The organism is Ciceribacter sichuanensis (assembly GCF_024055605.1).
GTDB classification, from domain to species: Bacteria; Pseudomonadota; Alphaproteobacteria; order Rhizobiales; family Rhizobiaceae; genus Allorhizobium; species Allorhizobium sichuanense.
Genome location: NZ_JAMXLX010000001.1, coordinates 223,776 through 240,576, shown reverse-complemented (window position 1 = coordinate 240,576; position 16,801 = coordinate 223,776). Strand labels below are relative to the sequence as shown.

The window sequence follows — 16,801 nt, the reverse complement described above, 5'->3', positions numbered from 1 at the left end:
ACAAACCTTCAACGCGGGGGCGTGAGGGAAGCCGTCGGACGATGTATGTCCGGCGGCTTTTTATTCGTTTCGGGAAGAGATGCGTCTGGAACGTATTCCGTGACGACTGGGTGGCGCTGCAAACCATGACACCTGCGAGCTTATCGCTTACGCGCCTTGTCAATTCGCGATCAGCAGATAGTTATGCCCGTTATTTGCGAAGACGCTCGGCCAACGCATCGATGTCGTGATGGGAAAACACGTCTATCCCTGACCGGCGGAAAAGTGCCGCGGTCACGCCGCGGCCCGCATGTTTTATACCGGCGAAGGAGCCGTCATAGATCAGGCCCGATCCACAGGACGGGCTGCCATCGATCAAAAGCGCGACGGTGCAGCCATTGTTGCTTGCGAATGCGAGAGCCCGCTCGGCGCCGGCCACGAACTCCGCAGTCACATCGCCGCCCGTTACCTCGATGACGCGGGCCTTGCCGTCCAGCACATCCTCGCCGGTGAGGCCGTTCTCGATCTCCGCCGGCGGACGCGGAACGGCCATGCCGCCCGCCATCTCCGGACAGATCGTCACCAGCCGCCCCTCCTCCCGCCAGCGATCGATCGCGGGATGGACGAGCAGCTTGCCCTTGCCATCATAACGGACGGCGTGGCCGAGAAGACAGGCGCTGATGAGGATCCTGTCCATCGCCCGCGCCTCCGGATTACCCCGTGATCTTGGAGAAATCCGCAACCGTACCCGTTGCCTCGCGGATGGCCTTCAGCAGCGCCAGACGGTTTGCCCTGATGGCAGCGTCGTCGTCATTGACCAGCACATCGTCGAAGAACGTGTCGACCGGCGCGCGGAGCTTCGACAGCGCCTGCATGGCGGAGCGGAAATCCTCCTTGGCGACGGCATCGGCCGCTTCCGCGCTCGCCACCTTGATGGCGGCGAAGAGCGCCTGTTCGGCGTCGAGCGTCAAGAGCGCATCCGACACGGCGTCGGCAACCACGGTGCCCTTTTTCTCTTCCGCGGCCAGAAGCTGGGTCGCACGCTTGGTGCCGGCCAAAAGGTTCTTGCCGTCCTCGGAGGTGATGAAGGCGGTCAGCGCCTCGGCGCGACGGGCGACCATCAACAGATCGTCGGCCTCCGGCGTCAGCACGGAATCGATGATGTCGTGGCGCGCGCCCTGATCGCGCAGGTAGACCTTCAGGCGGTCATGGAAGAAGGACAGGAGGTCGGCATCCTTGATGACGGCCAACAGCGGCAGGCGGATGCCCCGCTCCAGAATGATGCGGACGACGCCAAGTGCGGCGCGGCGCAGCGCGTAAGGGTCCTTCGAGCCGGTCGGCTTTTCGTCGATGGCCCAGAAGCCGATCAACGTGTCGAGCTTGTCAGCAAGCGCCACCGTGATCGCGACCTTGTCGTCCGGCACCCGGTCGGAGGGGCCCTGCGGCTTGTAGTGATCCTCGATGGCGGTTGCGACGGAGCCATGCTCGCCCTGCAGAAGAGCGTATTTGCGGCCCATGACTCCCTGAAGTTCGGGGAATTCGCCGACGGCTTCGGTGCGCAGGTCCGCCTTGGCCAGCACTACGGCGCGGTCGACCAATACCGCATCGGCGCCGACGATCGGGGCGAGTTCCTTGGCCAGCGCCCGGATGCGCGTGACGCGTTCGCCCTGGGTACCGAGCTTGGCATGGAAGGTGACGTTCAGCGCGTCGAGCTTGGCCATGCGCTGGTCGAGCGGCTTTGAAAGGTCGAGGCCGAACTTTTCGGCGGAAGCCTTCAGCGTTTCCAGATCCGGCAGGTCGCCCTGGTCGCGCTTCCAGAAGTGCAGCGCATCCGAAAGGCGGGCGCGCACGACCTTGCCGTTACCGTGCATGATCTCCTTGCCGCCATCCTTCGCCTCGATGTTGGAAACGAGAACGAAATGATTGGAGAGGCCTTCGGTCTCGCCATGCGGGCGGGTGACGAAGCATTTCTGGTTGGTCTTGATGGTCAACCGGATGATTTCGGCCGGAATCGTCAGGTAGTCCGCCTCGAAGGTGCCGAGCAGCACGTGCGGATATTCGACGAGGCCGGAAACCTCTTCCAGCAGGCCTTCGTCCTCGACCAGATCGAGGCCGTTGGCGAAGGCGAGATTGGCGGCGTCCTGCGCGATGATCTGCTTGCGGCGCTCGGCATCGAGAATGACCTTCGCCTTTTCGAGGCTCGCGACGTAATCGTCGAAACGGCGAACCGTAATGGCGGCAGGCGCATGGAAGCGATGGCCATAGGTGACGTTGCCGGCAGTGATGCCGTCGATCTCGAAGGGAATGACGACGGTTTCGTCATGATCGGAACCGAAGGTGCAGACGATCGACTGCAACGGGCGCACCCAGCGCAGCGCTTCCGGACCCTTGCCTTCGATCCCGCCATAGACGGAGCCCTTCGGCATGGAAGCAAAACCGGAGCGCATGGACTTCGGCCAGGGGAAGGTGCGGATGATGCCGGGCATAACATCGGCGACGATTTCTTCCGCCGCGCGACCGGGTTTTTCGAGATAGGCGACGTAGAAATCGCCCTTCTTCGGATCGGTCTTGACGGTTGCCTGATCGATGGAGGTGAGGCCCGCGCCGCGCAGGAAGCCATCGATGGCGGGCTGCGGAGCATTGACACTCGGCCCCTTCTTCTCTTCGCGGATATCGGCGGAACGGGCGGTCAGGCCGCGAATGTCCAGCGTCAGCCGGCGCGGCGTCCAGTATTCGCGCGCACCCTCGTAACTCAGACCCGCCTCGACCAGTGCATCGGTGACGAGTTTCTTGAGGTCGCCGGCAGCCTTGCGCTGCATACGGGCCGGGATTTCCTCGGAGCGAAGTTCGAGCAGAAGATCGGGCATGGAACTGACTTTATCTTTGTTGCTTAGGCTGCGGCGGACTTAGCAAGCCCGGCGAGAAAAGTCATCCATGCAATCGCCGCAAAATGCGCGATCAGTTCAAGGAATGAAGCTTATCGGCTACGCCGCGCTCATCACCGGAATGGCCGCGATCTCCTTCGCCTTTGCAATTGCCGCCACCTTAAGATCGTGGCTCGTCTGAAGGTTCATCCAGAATTGCGGCGTTGTATCGAAAAAGCGCGCCAGCCGCAGGGCAGTATCAGGGGTCAAGGCTGTTTGTTCTGCGACCAGCCGTTCAATCCTTGTGCGTGGCACATTCAGTTTCTTCGCCAAGGCGCCAGCACTCATGGCCAGAGGCAGGAGGAATTCATTCCTCAGGATTTCTCCCGGATGTACCGGAGGCAATTCTGCAACCATGTCCTGTCCTTCCGTTTGGTCAGTGATAATCGACGATCTCGACATTTTCCGCAGCTCCGTTCACCCAGAGGAAGCAGATGCGCCACTGATCGTTGATCCGGATGGAATGTTGGCCCTGCCTGTCTCCTTTCAAAGCTTCCAGCCTGTTTCCCGGCGACTGGCAAGATCGTTCAGAGCGAAAGCGTTATCAATCAGGGTCAGCTTTACGACGGCACGGCGCAGAAGATCGGTCGGAAATCCTTTCGTCGCCTTTCCCGACGCGACTGCCTCAGTCAATGCAGAAGCATAAGACCTTATCAAGACGCTCCCCCAACCTAATCAAGATGTATCACGTTGCGATACAAAACTCGACGAGGTTGGTATCGGGCCAGCAGCCTACCACCCGCCACCGCCACCGCCGCCACCGCCACCGCCGGAGGAGCCGCCGCCTCCGGAGGAAAGACCCGACGACGAGCTTTTTGGCGGTTCGGGAAGTGTGGAGGCCATGGTGGAGGCCATGGATGAGGAGAAACCACCGATGCGGCCGCCGAAATCGCCGGGGCTTGCGCCATGATACCAGGCCGGCTGATAGGCGGCAGCGCCAGCCTCCGCTGTCGCGAGCCACGTCTCGAAGGTGCGCGTCCACGGCTTTTCCACGCCGAGCGCCACCGCATAGGGCAGCAACGTCTCGAAATGCTGCGGCGACATCTTCGGCGCGCCCTGCATGTTCATCCGGTCCTTTTCGGCGAGTGTCATGTAGATGCGCAGTCCTTCGATGCCGTCCATCAGCTTGCGGCCGAGCGGCGTCGGCGCGCCCATCAGGAAGAAGAACAGCGCATTGGCAAGAACCACGCCGCCGATGGCCGCGAGCACGCCGAGCTGATGGCTCTCCTCCAGCTCGGTGAAAATGGCCAGCAGGATGCCGGAGAAGACGGCAAGTGCCACGGCGGAGACCACCGTCAGCCCGATGATGGAGAAGATGCGGATGGGAAGCGATGCGCCGCGGCGCAGGCCCTTGCCAAGATTGACGGCGAAGCCGCCGAGAAAGACTGCAAAGAAGATCGGCACGAACATCATGCCGATCGTTTCCTCGCTCAGATCTCCGAACATCAGCAGCGCAACAAAGACCGCACCGCTCAGCACCACACCGCCGAAGACGTAGCCCGAGTTCGAGCGGTAGTACCTGCCGCGATGTTCCTTCTCGATGGCCGAGCGGAACCTCTGGCCGACAGACTGCACCCGCTGGCCATTGGCCTTGTCGATCACCAGTTCGGAGCCGGGCCTGCCCACCTCGGCGATCAGCGCCGCCTGCCCGGTCGGCAGTTTGTCGTCCAGCGGCTTTTCCGTCCGGCGGATGACGATGGATTTTTCGAGGTCATCAAGGACGACATAGCCCTTCACCGCGAGGTCGAGGGCGGAAGCAGAGAGCGCCGTCCAGCCCGCGCCGGAAAAGCCCTTGTTGTCGATGTAATTCACCAGCGCCGGGGAGATGCCATCGGGCGCATCCCATCGTGGCACGATGACGCCGCCGGCCGGATCACGCCCGACAACTAGCCAGGAGCGCAGATAATAAACAAAGACGAGAAAGAGGCCGCCGAAGCCGATGATGTTGGCGAGATTGTCGCGCAGCAGCCACCAGAGGTTCTGCTCGCTGGACGGCGCGGCAAGCGCGCCCTTCGGCAGACCGACAGCGATGGTCAAGCCCTGCTCGGGCAGAAGCCGCGCGGTGGTCTCGAAATAAACGCCCTCGCTCGTCCGAAGCATTCGCGCGTTGCGATCCGTCGCGCCCAGATACCCCGTGTAATAGGCCGTTTCGGTCGGCTTCACACCTTCCGGCAGAACGACGGTGGCGGAGGCTTCATTGATGGCAAACTGCCAGCCATTGCCGGTCACGTTCCAGTAGAGTTCGTCGTGATCGTCGAAATAGCGGATCTGCCGGCCGGTGCGGTAGACGATGCGGTAGGTATAGTCCCCGGGGGCAAGATATGTATCCGCCGATCCGGCATAAATGCGGATGCCGCCCGAAATGCTCTCGGTGTGCCAGGCTTCCGCCTCGCCATCCCGCTCAACCGACAGGAGTTCGAAGTCGACCTTGGTGCGGCGTCCCTTCGCATCCTGAGCATAGAGCGGAAAATCGCGGAATATGCCGCGCCTTATGTCGTTGCCCTCGGCATGAACCGTAATGGTCTCCGTGACCTCGAGGCTGGCGTCAGTGGAAACGGCGATTTGCGCATCGTAGCTGCGGATGAATTCCGCAGCCGTGGCAAGCCCCGGCGAGAGCGCGAGCAGGCAGGCGAAGCAAAGGGCGGCGAGCTGGCGGAAGGACATGCGGGGCTCCGGAGCCAATCAGAACTTCACGCTCGGCACGGCCCGGTCGGCCTCGTTGGCAATCTCGAAATAGCCCGCCTTGCCGAAACCGAAATTGCGGGCGACGAGGTTGGACGGGAAGCTGTCGACCTTGACGTTCAGATCGCGGGCGGCGCCGTTATAATAGCGGCGCGACATCTGTATCTCGCCCTCGATGATCTCCAGTGACTTCTGCAGTTCGAGGAAATTCTGGTTGGCCTTGAGATCGGGATAGGCTTCGGCAAGCGCGATCACCCGGCCAAGCGCCTGACCGAGCAGGCCTTCCGCCTGGGCACGACCGGCGACATCGCCCGAGGGCACCGCCTGCGCCCTGTTGCGCAGTTCGACGACCTCTTCGAGCGTGCCCTTTTCATGGGCGGCATAGCCCTTCACCGTTTCGATCAGGTTCGGGATCAGATCCGCGCGCCGCTTCAGCTGCACGTCGATGCCCGACCATGCCTCCTCGGTCATTTGCCGGGATTTGACGAGGCCGTTATAGACATAAACAACGTAAAGGGCGACGGCGGCAAGAATAACGAGGATGGTGAACATGAAATGGGGCTCCCAGCTTTAACGGGCGCAGGTTAACCGGTTGCACCGTCAAAGTCATGATGCATCGAACGCTCGGCGAATAATGAGGCTGACGGTGTGGACAGCATCCTCATCATCGGCCTGATAAGCCTATGCTTCCTGAACTATTGGCTTGATGAGCCAATCAGGCTCGTAGGATGCGAGGCCGGCATCGGCTCGCCATCTGTCGAACGCCCCAGTCCATGCGGTTTCAACGCCGAGCGCAATGGAAAAGGGGAGATAGCGCTCGTAGGTTTCGACCGACATCGCGGGACCAACGATTTGACCCAGCATGTAGCGGCGCAGGAGGACGACGTTTTCATTCCTCCGACGATGTGCTGCGGAGGGTATTCGCCAGATAAAACTGAGTGCCAGAATGCAGACCATGTGTAGCCCGATCAGGATGGCGTATGGGCGCTCGTCAATCGTCGGCGGATTGTTGAACATGTAGATCAGCGAGAAGGCTATGAGCAAAGGAGCCAGTAGGGCAAAACCAGCCTCCTGTTTGAGGCGTGCAAACTCGCTCAACGGCGTCGGGACTTCCGACGGGCGCAGTATCCTGAAAGCCAGCCCTTGAACCATGGACAGGAACATAAACAGGGCCAGCGAGAAGAATAGCTGTCCAGTGAGATAGATGGTCGAAGCGCAGGTGCCCGCAATGAAAAGCGCCGTGTAGCCATATGCGCCAACCCGTTCGCCTTTGCGTAGCTTGTACTCGGTATCAACTTCATCGCGCAGTCTCCGCTCCATCCCTCCGAATGCATCGGAAACCCGATACAGGCCGTTACGGCTCGCTGACTTTCGGAGACGGGTTCGTAAGAAATTCAGCGAATAACCGAGGCTTTTTCCGCGTTTCTTGCGGCCCGCGCTGCGATCGGCTTTCGGCTGCGTCCAATCAACGGCCACGGCGGCGTCGTCAAAGCCGGAAATGCGGAACCTGCGCTCAATGGCCAGCCTGCACAGCGAAGCCCGAAAGGCAGGCGAGAAGGCGCTGTCCTGCCAATCATGGTAGATGAAGGCAGCGAGGGCGGGCGACGTCTTGTCGGTAATCTTGTTGTCAATCCTGGAAAGCGGCGAGCGCACCGTCCGGTAAATCGCCCACAGCTTGACGGAGACCAGCCACAATACCGCCAGCGGTCCGGCCAAGCCTATAAAAACCAGAAGATTGTCGGAAATCCACCAATAGGCGGCATCAACCACAGTCGTGGTCGGAAAGGTTGCGGGAGGGTACTCGATCTCGATGTCCGGCGGGTTTCGATCCGCATTTCCTGCGGCGAAGGAAATCAGGAAGCTGTTCGGTCCCGTCTTCTCGATGTCATAGCCATTTGCACCATTACCGGATGTGCGCACATTGCCGCCCTCGGGCACTGTCAGCGCAATTTTCTTTTCGGCGCGCAGATCATGAACGCTCGCCATGTAGGCGGGTAAAACAAGGATCTGTCTGTCGCTCTCCTCCCGGATCAGACGCCCCAACCGATACTCGACCCCGATCTTGTTGACGGTCGGCGGCAGGCTACGGTTACGGCGGTTCGTAAGGTAGTTCTTGCCAATGTAGATCGAGTAACCCTGCAGTTTATGACCCAGAAAATAATGCTCGTCATCCAGCCCGCGTTTTGCCGCCAACAGGACGAAGCTTCGCCAGTGCGCTGAACCCTTCACATCGAAAAACCGTTGGGGTATATCGACATAGACACCGCCGGAATTATTGGCGATCAGGCCCTGCACCCGAAATGTCTCCGACACGCGCGAAACCGTCGCGGGACACGGTAACGGTGCTCTCGGCGGAGCGCACGGAGAACTCCTCGTCGAAATCATTGCAGGCGGTCAGAAGCGGCAGCAAGGCGATGAGGAGAAGCCATGCGAAAAGACGCCTCCGCTTACCCGGCAGAGTAACGAACGAGGAAGGATCGAGCGAAAGGATGTGCTTCAAAGAAGAGACCGAATCTATGCTTAAAAGTATGACGGCCGAGGAGACAATGTCTTCCCGGCCGTTGCAACTTGAAAGAAGTGTAGATCCGGCACACGGGCGAGATTTCGCCCGCTATCACATCTTTAGCAGGCGGCCTTGCCGAAGTTCGCGCCGCCGGCGTCGGTGAGCAGAAAGGCTTCGCCACAGGCCTTGGCGAGTGTGCGGACGCGCAGGATATAGCTCTGGCGTTCGGTGACAGAGATCACGCCGCGGGCATCCAGCAGGTTGAAGACGTGCGATGCCTTGATGCACTGGTCATAGGCCGGGAAGACGCATTTGTGCAGGCGCTGGTTATCGCTGTCGGCCGGAGCGCCGGCGGCGAGAAGCGCCAGGCATTCCTTCTCGGCGTCGATGAAGTGCCGATGCAGCATTTCGGTGTTGGCATATTCGAAGTTATGGCGGGAATATTCCTGCTCGGCCTGCAGGAAGACATCGCCATAGGAAATCTTCTCGTCGCCTTCGCGGCCGTTGAAGTTGAGGTCGTAGACGTTGTCGACGCCCTGGACATACATGGCGAGGCGTTCCAGTCCATAGGTCAGTTCGCCTGCCACCGGCGAGCATTCGATGCCGCAGACCTGCTGGAAATAGGTGAACTGGCTGACTTCCATGCCATCGCACCAGCATTCCCAGCCGAGGCCCCAGGCGCCGAGCGTCGGGCTTTCCCAGTCGTCCTCGACGAAGCGGATATCATGCAGCAGCGGATCGAGGCCGATGGCCGCGAGCGAGCCGAGATAAAGCTCCTGCAGGTTCGACGGGTTCGGCTTGAGGATGACCTGATACTGGTAATAGTGTTGCAGGCGGTTGGGGTTTTCACCGTAACGGCCGTCAGACGGGCGGCGCGAAGGCTGGACGTAAGCGGCCTTCCACGGCTTGGGGCCGAGAGCGCGCAGTGTCGTGGCGGGATGGAAGGTACCGGCGCCGACTTCCATGTCGTAAGGCTGGAGAACCGCACAACCCTTGTCGGCCCAGTAGTTGTGCAAGGTCAGGATCAGAGCCTGAAACGAGCGCTTGGGATCCATATGAGGGGCGATGGTGGTCTCGGTCATGGGATTTTGTCCGGAGCTTGTCTTGCAAAGGTGGCCCGTCTGGTGCCACGACAGGGCGAAGGGGTCAAGTGATGCTTGGGCAAAGCAGCCCGCCGCCGTTTAGATAAACGGATTAGCGACCGTCGTTCCGCCCTCGATCAGCAGGCCGTGCTGCATGTCTTCGGAAAGGCAAGAGGGACAGCCAGCCAGACAAGCAGCAGACAACATGAGGCTGTCGTAAAAGGACAGGTGGTATCGCTCGGCAATGTCGAGCGCCATTTCATGGGTGCGGCGATCCAGCGGGAATATGTCCTCGGCCAATAGGCAAATGTCCGCGATGGCAATGCGCACTTCGGGGGGCGCCATGCCTAGTTTGCGAAGTGCGACGTTGGCGAATTCATTCAGCGCCTGCGTCGAAAGCACGAAGGGTTGCGCAAGGCACTCCTGTGCACGTCCAGCCTTCAGATCATCGCTGAAAGCATAGATCAGGATATTGGTGTCGAGGAGAGGTGGCATCATCCGCGGCGTTCGTTCGCTTCGTCGCGATCAAACGTCCAGCCCGCCGGCAGCCTGATCCTTGCGTTGCGAATACGCGTCAGAGCCTGTTCCCGGCTATCCTCCCGTCCGATCTCGAAAGTGCGGGAGCCACTCACGCGTACATTCACCTCGTCGCCTTCCTTCAGCTCAAGCGCTTCGGCAACGGCGACAGGAATGCGAATGGCAAGACTATTGCCCCATCGGGAGACCTGCATAGAACCCTCCATGATATACATTCCACAATGTATATCATGGCTACTTCACGAACAAGCTGAACGCCTATTCGTCCTCGCGGCGGACGCGGTATTCGCCGGTCTTTTCATCCTTGACCAGCGTGCCGTGGGCCGAGTTGCGGCGTTCCTTGTGGACGCGCTTCGACTTGACCGAAAGCTTCTGGGCGTCGTTCACGAAACGGCGGTAGAACCAGTAGACCCCGCCGATGAGAACGATAAAAAATATGATCCGCGACATGTTCCTCCCGCGATGTCAGAGCCCGTAACGGCTCCACAATGCTCTCTCTTCCAGCGTTTCGGCAAGACCGGAGACGGCGACTGCGGCGATCTCGCCCATGCCATCGGACGAAACCGAGACCCCCGGCACGCGGCGGCCGAAGAAATCCCGGGCACCGGAGACAAGTTCGAGCTTCGCATCCTTGCCGTAACGCTTCTTGATCTCGCTGCGCATATCGCCGAGGCTGTCGACGAGGCCGAGTTCCAGCCCGCGACGGCCGGTCCAGAAGAGGCCGGAGAAAAGCGAGGGATCGTCGGAAAGCACGCTGCCGCGGCGCCCCTTCACCATGTCGATGAAGACCTGATGGATCTCAAGTTGCAGCGTCTTCAGATATTCAATATCGCTTTCCTTTTCCGGCTTGAAGGGATCCAGAATCACCTTGTTCTCGCCGGCGGTATAGACGCGCCGTTCGACACCGATCTTCTTCAAGAGTTCAGGGAAGCCGAAGCCCCCGGAAACGACGCCGATCGAACCGACGATAGAGGTCTGATCCGCGATGATCTCATCGCCGGCGAGCGCGATCATGTAGCCGCCGGAGGCAGCAACGTCCTCGACGAAGACCAGCACGCGCTTGTGCTTTTCCTCCGCCAGCGCGCGGATGCGCTCGAAAATCATGCGCGACTGCACCGGTGAGCCGCCGGGAGAATTGATCGAGAGCACCACCGCCGGGCTGTCCTTCTTCGAAAAGGCCTTTTCCAGCATGGGCGCGACGCTGGCGAGGTTGAGGTTCGGCTTGAACTTCCCGCCCCCGCTCATGATCGCGCCGTGCAGGCGCACAACAGGAATGACAATGCTATCGTTCCGAAACCTCTTCGGCAAAAGGCGCTTCAACCATCCGGCCATCAATACTCACTCACTGACTTGTTACGTGTTCAGACAACACATGTAGGAAGATTGGTGTCAGGCGCAATGCCTGCCGATGGCGTCGCTTACCGGCGAAAGGAGTGGCCGTCAAATCAGCGCGGGGCGCGAGGACCGGCGCCTGCCGCTGTATTGAGGGCACTTCAAAGCGGATGCATCGAAGCCGACCATCGAAAGTATCGCCATGCCGGTCAAAGGCACTTGCGCACTGCACAAACAGGGCATAGCTATTGTTGCGAGTTATTCGCATTCAAGAAACGATTTTTCATGGCCGAACCCGGCATCAGCGATACGCCTCAGACCGCCTGGCGGCGAGAACGTGGCGTACCATCGCTTTCGGAAACACACGCCTCCATTCCGGTGAAAAGCAGCAGCTCCTTCTGGCGAAGGGCGCTGGCGTTTCTCGGTCCGGGCTATCTCGTGGCGGTCGGCTACATGGATCCGGGCAACTGGGCGACCTCGCTCGCGGGCGGCTCGCGCTTCGGTTATACGCTGCTCGTCGCCATCCTGCTTTCGAGCAGCATGGCGATCCTGCTGCAAGCGCTTGCCGCGCGCCTTGCCATCGCCTCCGGCCGCGACCTTGCCCGCGCCTGCCGGGATGCCTATCCGAAACCGGTCAGCATTGCGCTGTGGGTGATTGCCGAAATCGCCATCGTGGCGACCGACATCGCCGAAGTGATCGGCACAGCCATCGGCCTTCAGCTGATCTTCGGCCTGCCGCTTGCCGTCGGCGTTCTCATCACAGCCGTCGATGTCTTCATCGTGCTGTTGCTGCAGCGCCTCGGTTTCCGCTGGGTGGAAATCTTCGTCATCACGCTCACAGCGGTCATCGGCCTGAGTTTTGCCGTGCAGCTTGCCCTTGCCCGGCCGGACTGGTCGGAAGTTGCCGCCGGCTTCATGCCGACGATGGATGTCGTCACCGATCCGGCCATGCTCTACATTGCCATCGGCATCATCGGCGCAACCGTGATGCCGCACAATCTCTACCTGCATTCGGGTATCGTGCAGACACGCAGCATCGAGGACAGCGACAGGAGCCGCAAGATGGCCCTGACATTCGCGACCATCGACTCGACGCTGGCGCTGTTCTTCGCCTTTCTGGTGAATGCCTCGATCCTGATCCTTGCGGCGGCGACCTTCCACCGCAGTGGGCATCAGGAGGTTGCCGAACTCGGCGATGCCCATGCGCTGCTGTCGCCGCTGCTCGGCAGTTCGGTGGCGCCGACGCTTTTCGGGGTGGCGCTGCTTTGCAGCGGTCTCAACTCGACGCTGACCGCCACGCTCGCCGGCCAGATCGTCATGGAAGGCTTCCTCGACATGAAGCTCAAGCCATGGGTGCGGCGACTGCTGACGCGCGGCCTTGCCATCATTCCCGCCGGCTTCGTCGCCATATGGTATGGCGAGAGAGGCACGGGGGAATTGCTGATCCTCAGCCAGGTCGTGCTCAGCCTGCAATTGCCCTTCGCAGTCTTCCCGCTGGTGCTGATGACCGCCGACCGCACGAAGATGGGCGCGCTCGTCTCGCCGCGCTGGCTGTCTGCGATCGCGCTGCTGATCGCCGTCGTCATCACCGCGCTCAACGTCAAGCTTGTGGCGGATTTCGTAACCGGCTGACCGGCGCGATGATTGCCTCAGCCCCGCGGATAGGCGGCGCGGCCGTTGTTCAGGTCGTCTACAAAGGCCGAGAACTTGTGGCTCTCGGGGTCGTCATGCATCAGAAGCGGCGAGCGGAAATTCAGTCGCGCACGCGAACCCTTGATGGCGGTCACGAGAATGCGCACGGCATTTTCCCCAACCCGCGGATAGACCGGGGTGATCTCCAGCCCACCGAAACGTTTGCCGCAGGCCGCGATGATCTCGGCCACGGATTGCGGGCGGGCGATCAGCGACAACTGGCCTCCGGGCACCATGATCGCGCCGGCCGTCCTGATCCAGCTCTCGAACAGCCCTTCCGTCATAGCGTGCGCCTCCGCCTTCAGGGTATCCGGTGTCTTGCGGTCGCCGGCATCGTTGAAGGGTGGGTTCATGATGACATGTTCGAAGCTGTCATCGGCAAGCCCGGCAGCAACGCGCGCCCGGCCGGTCAGCGTGACATCGGCCTCGATGACCCCTACCCGCGCGCGAAACGCAGCGTTCTCAGGCAATTCAAGGCTCTTGCGGGCGTAAGCCGCCATATCCGGGGAGCGCTCGACCAGCGTCACCTGCGCGCCCTCCAGCCGTGCCGCCACCGCAAGACCCGCAGCGCCGGAACCGGCGCCGAGATCGGCAAGGCGGATCGGCTTTGGCGCATCGACGAGGGAAGCGAGCAGCATGGCGTCCATGCCGGCGCGGTGTCCCCTGCCCTTCGGCTGGACGAGATGAAAGCGACCGCGATGGAAGGCGTCGATGGTGTCAGAGACCCCGGTCTGAAAGGTCGGCAAGGCTATTCGTCCTCGTCGCGCAGTTCGTCGGCGAGACCGGCATCGATCAGCAGTTTACGTGCCTCTTCCGCCTGCTCCTCGGCAACCAGAAGCCGCCGGGGCAGCATGCCAAGCGATCCCTCCAGAATGCTCATGGCCTGATCGGCGATCATGCAGGGAATCCCGGCATCCTTGAGCAGGCTTTCTGCGAAAGAGAGGAGAACGGCGTCGTTGGTGCGGATAATCTCGTACATTTTACCTCAAAACCCTAATGAAAAAGGCGAGATGCACCAATTCGTGCTTGCTGTTGATGTCGCCACTTTTTATTGTCGCCCCCAAAATGCAATTGGAGTCCGGTACGTTGGGCGTAGTCATACCGCTTGAGGAAAACAAAAACAAACAGGCTTCCATCAAGCCGTTGGTGGACCTGACGAAACCAGGCATGGAGCGGGTCAACCAGCTGATCCTGTCGAAAGCCGGTTCCGACGTCCAGATGATCCCGGAAGTCGCAAATCACCTGATCTCCTCGGGCGGCAAGCGCCTTCGGCCGATGCTGACGCTCGCTTCCGCAGCCCTGTTCGGCTACGAGGGCGACGGGGACGTGAAGCTCGCAACCAGCGTCGAGTTCATGCATACCGCGACCCTGCTGCATGACGACGTGGTGGACGAAAGCGACCTTCGCCGCGGCAAGTCCACAGCCCGCATGATCTGGGGCAACCAGGCAAGCGTTCTCGTCGGCGATTTCCTTCTCGGCCAGGCCTTCCGCATGATGGTGGAAGTCGGCTCGCTCGAAGCGCTCGACGTCCTGTCCGGCGCCGCTTCGGTCATCGCGGAGGGCGAGGTTCTCCAGCTTTCGGTCGCCAAGAACATGGAGACCACCGAGGACGATTATCTTTCGGTCATTCGCGCCAAGACGGCAGCGCTCTTTGCCGCAGCGGCCGAAGTCGGCCCGATCATCGCTGGTGCCGACCGCGCCGGTCGCAATGCGCTCAAGTCCTACGGCATGAACCTTGGCCTCGCCTTCCAGCTCGTCGATGACGCACTGGATTACGGCGGCAAGGCAGCCGATCTCGGCAAGAATGTCGGCGACGACTTCCGCGAAGGCAAGATCACCCTGCCGGTCATCCTGTCCTACCGCCGGGGCACACAGGCCGAACGGGAGTTCTGGCGCGAGTCCATCGAAGGCGCGCAGAACGACGATGCGCGGCTGGAAAAGGCGCTCGGCCTGATCACCAAATATGGCGCGCTCAACGACACCATTGCCCGTGCGCTGCATTACGGCACCATTGCCCGCGACGCGCTCGCGCCGCTGCCGGAAACCGCCTATAAATCCGCGCTGCTTGATGTCATCGATTTCTGTATCGCCCGAGTGAACTGACCGGGCAGTCGGGGGTCGAACTGTGACATCGCCTTGCGGGCCTGCTTCAAAAAAGCCATGCTGTTGAGTGAAACATGGCATGTCACGGGGTAGATGCTGTCCTGCACGCCTCCTTATCGATTCTTGAAAGGCTCTTTCATGCGGCAAAGCTTTGCCCTCCGTCTTCTTACCGGCACGGCGCTTTCGCTCCTGGTCTCGATCATGCAGGCGGGATTTGCCGCGACCACGGCTTCCGCCGAGGACAAGCCGGCACAGACCGAGAAGTTCGATATCGACAGCGTGGATACCTTTGCCGGCGCATTCCTTGCCGCCCGCACGGCTGATGCCGATCGTGACTATGCCAGCGCCATCGCCTTCTACAAGAAAGCACTCACCTTCCAGCCGAACGAACTGGACATCCAGGAACGGCTGATGATCTCGCTGCTCATGAACGGCGATTTCAACGAGGGCGTGGAACTCGCCGAGGTGCTGAAGCACGATACAGCCGTAGATCGCGTGACGTCCGTTGCCCGGGCATTCCGGGATATCCGCGACGGCAAATATGCCGATGCGCAGAAGATCCTCACCTATTCGGGTCCGAACGATCTCGACCGGCTGATGAACCAGCTCCTGATCGCATGGTCAATGGTCGGCGAAGGCAAGGGCAAGGAAGCACTTGAAATGGTTCAGGGCCTGAAGGGGCCGAACTGGTACGGCATCTTCAAGAACTACAATGCAGGCGCAATCGCCAGCGTAATCGGCGATACGGATGCCGCCCGTCGGCACTTCAACGAGACCGTGACCGACAGGGCCGGTGGCGCGACCGCCCCCGATACCTTCATGCGGGCCGTGATGTCGCTCGCGACGCTCGAGGCGCAGGCAGGCAACAAGCAGAAGGCGCTCGACGCCATTTCCGCCGGCGACGAAATGATTACGAATTATGCGCCGTTCAAGGCGCTGCGCGACCGGATCTCCAAGGACGAAAAGCCCGAGACGCTGGTGAAGACGGCTGCCGAAGGTGCAGCCGGCGTACTCTTCTCCATCGGCGGCGCGCTCAACCGCGATGGCGCGGAAGACACGGTCCTGCTCTATCTGCAGCTCGCACACGCCCTCGATACGAACAGCGCCGACACGCTGATCCTGCTCGGCAGTATTTCCGAAAGCGCCAAGCAGCCGGAACGGGCAATCCATTTCTACGGCCAGGTGCCGGCCACTTCGCCGATGCGCCGCATCTCCGAGCTGCAGCTTGGACTCACTCTTGCCGAAACCGGCAAGGTGGATGATGCCCGCAAGCACCTCAAGTCGCTGATCGAATCCGATCCTTCCGACATCCGCAGCTACCTCGCCTATGGCAGCGTGCTCTCCGACGCCAAGGACTATGCGGCCATGGCGGAGAATTACGACAAGGCTGTCGAAATCATCGGTAACGCTCCTCAGAAGAGCCACTGGTCGATCTTCTTCCAGCGCGGCATCGCCTATGAACGGCTGAAGAAGTGGGATCAGGCCGAGCCGAACTTCCGCAAAGCGCTGGAGCTCAACCCCGACCAACCGCAGGTCTTGAACTATCTCGGCTATTCCTGGGTCGACATGAACCGCAATCTGGAAGAAGGCCTCGACATGATCCGTAAGGCGGTCGAGCTTCGTCCCGATGACGGCTACATCGTTGATTCGCTCGGCTGGGCCTATTTCCGCCTCAACCGTTTCGATGAAGCGGTGACCGAACTGGAACGGGCCGTCGAGCTGAAGGCGGGCGACGCGACGATCAACGACCACCTCGGCGATGCCTACTGGCGTGTCGGCCGCCAGCTCGAAGCCACCTATCAGTGGAAGCGGGCGCTGGCCTCCAAGCCCGAGGAAGCGGAGATCCCGAAGATCCAGTCGAAGATCGACAAGGGCCTGCCGCCGCTCGAAGCCGACGCCGCCAAGGCGGCAGCCCCGCCGGCTGAGAAGCCGCCGGAGCCGGCGACGGTTGAAAAGAAATCCTGACG

General features: G+C 61.0%; 17 protein-coding genes and 1 pseudogene. 3 read left to right on the top strand and 15 right to left on the bottom strand.

The window, feature by feature from the left end; genetic code table 11:
* Positions 1–190: 190 nt before the first annotated feature.
* The 13 genes and pseudogenes from NBH21_RS01085 to NBH21_RS01025 all read right to left on the bottom strand — a co-directional run bounded on the left by NBH21_RS01085 (position 191) and on the right by NBH21_RS01025 (position 11,039).
* Positions 191–676, bottom strand: coding sequence for a 2-thiouracil desulfurase family protein (locus NBH21_RS01085; RefSeq protein WP_250912116.1), 486 nt, complete (start codon positions 674–676; stop codon positions 191–193).
* A 16-nt stretch (positions 677–692) separates the two neighbouring features.
* Positions 693–2,846 (bottom strand): glycine--tRNA ligase subunit beta, encoded by a 2,154-nt coding sequence (gene glyS, locus NBH21_RS01080; protein WP_250912115.1) that lies wholly within the window; start codon positions 2,844–2,846, stop codon positions 693–695.
* A gap of 117 nt (positions 2,847–2,963) precedes the next feature.
* Positions 2,964–3,260 (bottom strand): HigA family addiction module antitoxin, encoded by a 297-nt coding sequence (locus tag NBH21_RS01075; protein ID WP_250912114.1) that lies wholly within the window; start codon positions 3,258–3,260, stop codon positions 2,964–2,966.
* A gap of 19 nt (positions 3,261–3,279) precedes the next feature.
* Positions 3,280–3,560, bottom strand: a pseudogene (locus tag NBH21_RS01070) (type II toxin-antitoxin system RelE/ParE family toxin).
* A 75-nt stretch (positions 3,561–3,635) separates the two neighbouring features.
* Positions 3,636–5,567 carry a DUF2207 domain-containing protein gene (locus tag NBH21_RS01065; protein WP_250912113.1) on the bottom strand — a complete coding sequence of 644 codons (1,932 nt, stop codon included), beginning with the start codon at positions 5,565–5,567 and terminating at the stop codon, positions 3,636–3,638.
* An 18-nt stretch (positions 5,568–5,585) separates the two neighbouring features.
* On the bottom strand, positions 5,586–6,137 hold the full coding sequence (locus tag NBH21_RS01060; protein WP_250912112.1) for a LemA family protein: 552 nt from the start codon (positions 6,135–6,137) through the stop codon (positions 5,586–5,588).
* Positions 6,138–6,266: 129 nt separating this feature from the next.
* Entirely contained in the window at positions 6,267–7,880 is a 1,614-nt protein-coding gene (locus tag NBH21_RS01055; protein ID WP_250912111.1) for a DUF2207 domain-containing protein, read from the bottom strand.
* Positions 7,858–8,085, bottom strand: a complete 228-nt coding sequence (locus tag NBH21_RS01050) for a hypothetical protein (RefSeq protein WP_250912110.1) — start codon at positions 8,083–8,085, stop codon at positions 7,858–7,860. The genes NBH21_RS01055 and NBH21_RS01050 overlap by 23 nt, the downstream gene beginning before the upstream one ends.
* A 122-nt stretch (positions 8,086–8,207) precedes the next feature.
* Positions 8,208–9,170 (bottom strand): glycine--tRNA ligase subunit alpha, encoded by a 963-nt coding sequence (locus NBH21_RS01045; RefSeq protein WP_250912109.1) that lies wholly within the window; start codon positions 9,168–9,170, stop codon positions 8,208–8,210.
* A 99-nt stretch (positions 9,171–9,269) separates the two neighbouring features.
* Complete coding sequence (locus tag NBH21_RS01040) at positions 9,270–9,668, bottom strand: PIN domain-containing protein (protein ID WP_250912108.1); 399 nt, start codon at positions 9,666–9,668, stop codon at positions 9,270–9,272.
* On the bottom strand, positions 9,665–9,901 hold the full coding sequence (locus tag NBH21_RS01035) for an AbrB/MazE/SpoVT family DNA-binding domain-containing protein (RefSeq protein ID WP_250912107.1): 237 nt from the start codon (positions 9,899–9,901) through the stop codon (positions 9,665–9,667). The genes NBH21_RS01040 and NBH21_RS01035 overlap by 4 nt, the downstream gene beginning before the upstream one ends.
* A gap of 64 nt (positions 9,902–9,965) precedes the next feature.
* Positions 9,966–10,157: a hypothetical protein gene (locus tag NBH21_RS01030; RefSeq protein WP_250912106.1), complete on the bottom strand. Its 192-nt coding sequence runs from the start codon at positions 10,155–10,157 to the stop codon at positions 9,966–9,968.
* A gap of 15 nt (positions 10,158–10,172) precedes the next feature.
* Positions 10,173–11,039, bottom strand: a complete 867-nt coding sequence (locus NBH21_RS01025) for a S49 family peptidase (RefSeq protein ID WP_250912105.1) — start codon at positions 11,037–11,039, stop codon at positions 10,173–10,175.
* Positions 11,040–11,324: 285 nt separating this feature from the next.
* Here NBH21_RS01025 and NBH21_RS01020 point away from each other — a divergent pair, with 285 nt between their 5' ends.
* Positions 11,325–12,671, top strand: a complete 1,347-nt coding sequence (locus NBH21_RS01020; protein ID WP_250912104.1) for an Nramp family divalent metal transporter — start codon at positions 11,325–11,327, stop codon at positions 12,669–12,671.
* A 17-nt stretch (positions 12,672–12,688) separates the two neighbouring features.
* Here the strand turns inward: NBH21_RS01020 and NBH21_RS01015 are convergent, their stop codons facing one another.
* On the bottom strand, positions 12,689–13,477 hold the full coding sequence (locus NBH21_RS01015; RefSeq protein ID WP_250912103.1) for a tRNA1(Val) (adenine(37)-N6)-methyltransferase: 789 nt from the start codon (positions 13,475–13,477) through the stop codon (positions 12,689–12,691).
* A gap of 2 nt (positions 13,478–13,479) precedes the next feature.
* On the bottom strand, positions 13,480–13,710 hold the full coding sequence (locus tag NBH21_RS01010; protein ID WP_099056868.1) for a putative signal transducing protein: 231 nt from the start codon (positions 13,708–13,710) through the stop codon (positions 13,480–13,482).
* 107 nt (positions 13,711–13,817) lie between these two features.
* Here NBH21_RS01010 and NBH21_RS01005 point away from each other — a divergent pair, with 107 nt between their 5' ends.
* The gene (locus NBH21_RS01005; protein WP_099059894.1) at positions 13,818–14,834 is read left to right on the top strand and encodes a polyprenyl synthetase family protein; all 1,017 of its coding nucleotides are present in this window, start codon (positions 13,818–13,820) and stop codon (positions 14,832–14,834) included.
* A 138-nt stretch (positions 14,835–14,972) separates the two neighbouring features.
* Positions 14,973–16,799 (top strand): tetratricopeptide repeat protein, encoded by a 1,827-nt coding sequence (locus tag NBH21_RS01000; RefSeq protein WP_250912102.1) that lies wholly within the window; start codon positions 14,973–14,975, stop codon positions 16,797–16,799.
* Positions 16,800–16,801: the final 2 nt, after the last annotated feature.

Bases quoted from the DNA above. Each gene is read 5' to 3' on its own strand.
- NBH21_RS01085 (WP_250912116.1), bottom strand. From the start codon at position 676: ATGGACAGGATCCTCATCAGCGCCTGTCTTCTCGGCCACGCCGTCCGT.
- glyS (WP_250912115.1), bottom strand. From the start codon at position 2,846: ATGCCCGATCTTCTGCTCGAACTTCGCTCCGAGGAAATCCCGGCCCGT.
- NBH21_RS01075 (WP_250912114.1), bottom strand. From the start codon at position 3,260: ATGGTTGCAGAATTGCCTCCGGTACATCCGGGAGAAATCCTGAGGAAT.
- NBH21_RS01065 (WP_250912113.1), bottom strand. From the start codon at position 5,567: ATGTCCTTCCGCCAGCTCGCCGCCCTTTGCTTCGCCTGCCTGCTCGCG.
- NBH21_RS01060 (WP_250912112.1), bottom strand. From the start codon at position 6,137: ATGTTCACCATCCTCGTTATTCTTGCCGCCGTCGCCCTTTACGTTGTT.
- NBH21_RS01045 (WP_250912109.1), bottom strand. From the start codon at position 9,170: ATGACCGAGACCACCATCGCCCCTCATATGGATCCCAAGCGCTCGTTT.
- NBH21_RS01040 (WP_250912108.1), bottom strand. From the start codon at position 9,668: ATGATGCCACCTCTCCTCGACACCAATATCCTGATCTATGCTTTCAGC.
- NBH21_RS01035 (WP_250912107.1), bottom strand. From the start codon at position 9,901: ATGCAGGTCTCCCGATGGGGCAATAGTCTTGCCATTCGCATTCCTGTC.
- NBH21_RS01030 (WP_250912106.1), bottom strand. From the start codon at position 10,157: ATGTCGCGGATCATATTTTTTATCGTTCTCATCGGCGGGGTCTACTGG.
- NBH21_RS01025 (WP_250912105.1), bottom strand. From the start codon at position 11,039: ATGGCCGGATGGTTGAAGCGCCTTTTGCCGAAGAGGTTTCGGAACGAT.
- NBH21_RS01020 (WP_250912104.1), top strand. From the start codon at position 11,325: ATGGCCGAACCCGGCATCAGCGATACGCCTCAGACCGCCTGGCGGCGA.
- NBH21_RS01010 (WP_099056868.1), bottom strand. From the start codon at position 13,710: ATGTACGAGATTATCCGCACCAACGACGCCGTTCTCCTCTCTTTCGCA.
- NBH21_RS01000 (WP_250912102.1), top strand. From the start codon at position 14,973: ATGCGGCAAAGCTTTGCCCTCCGTCTTCTTACCGGCACGGCGCTTTCG.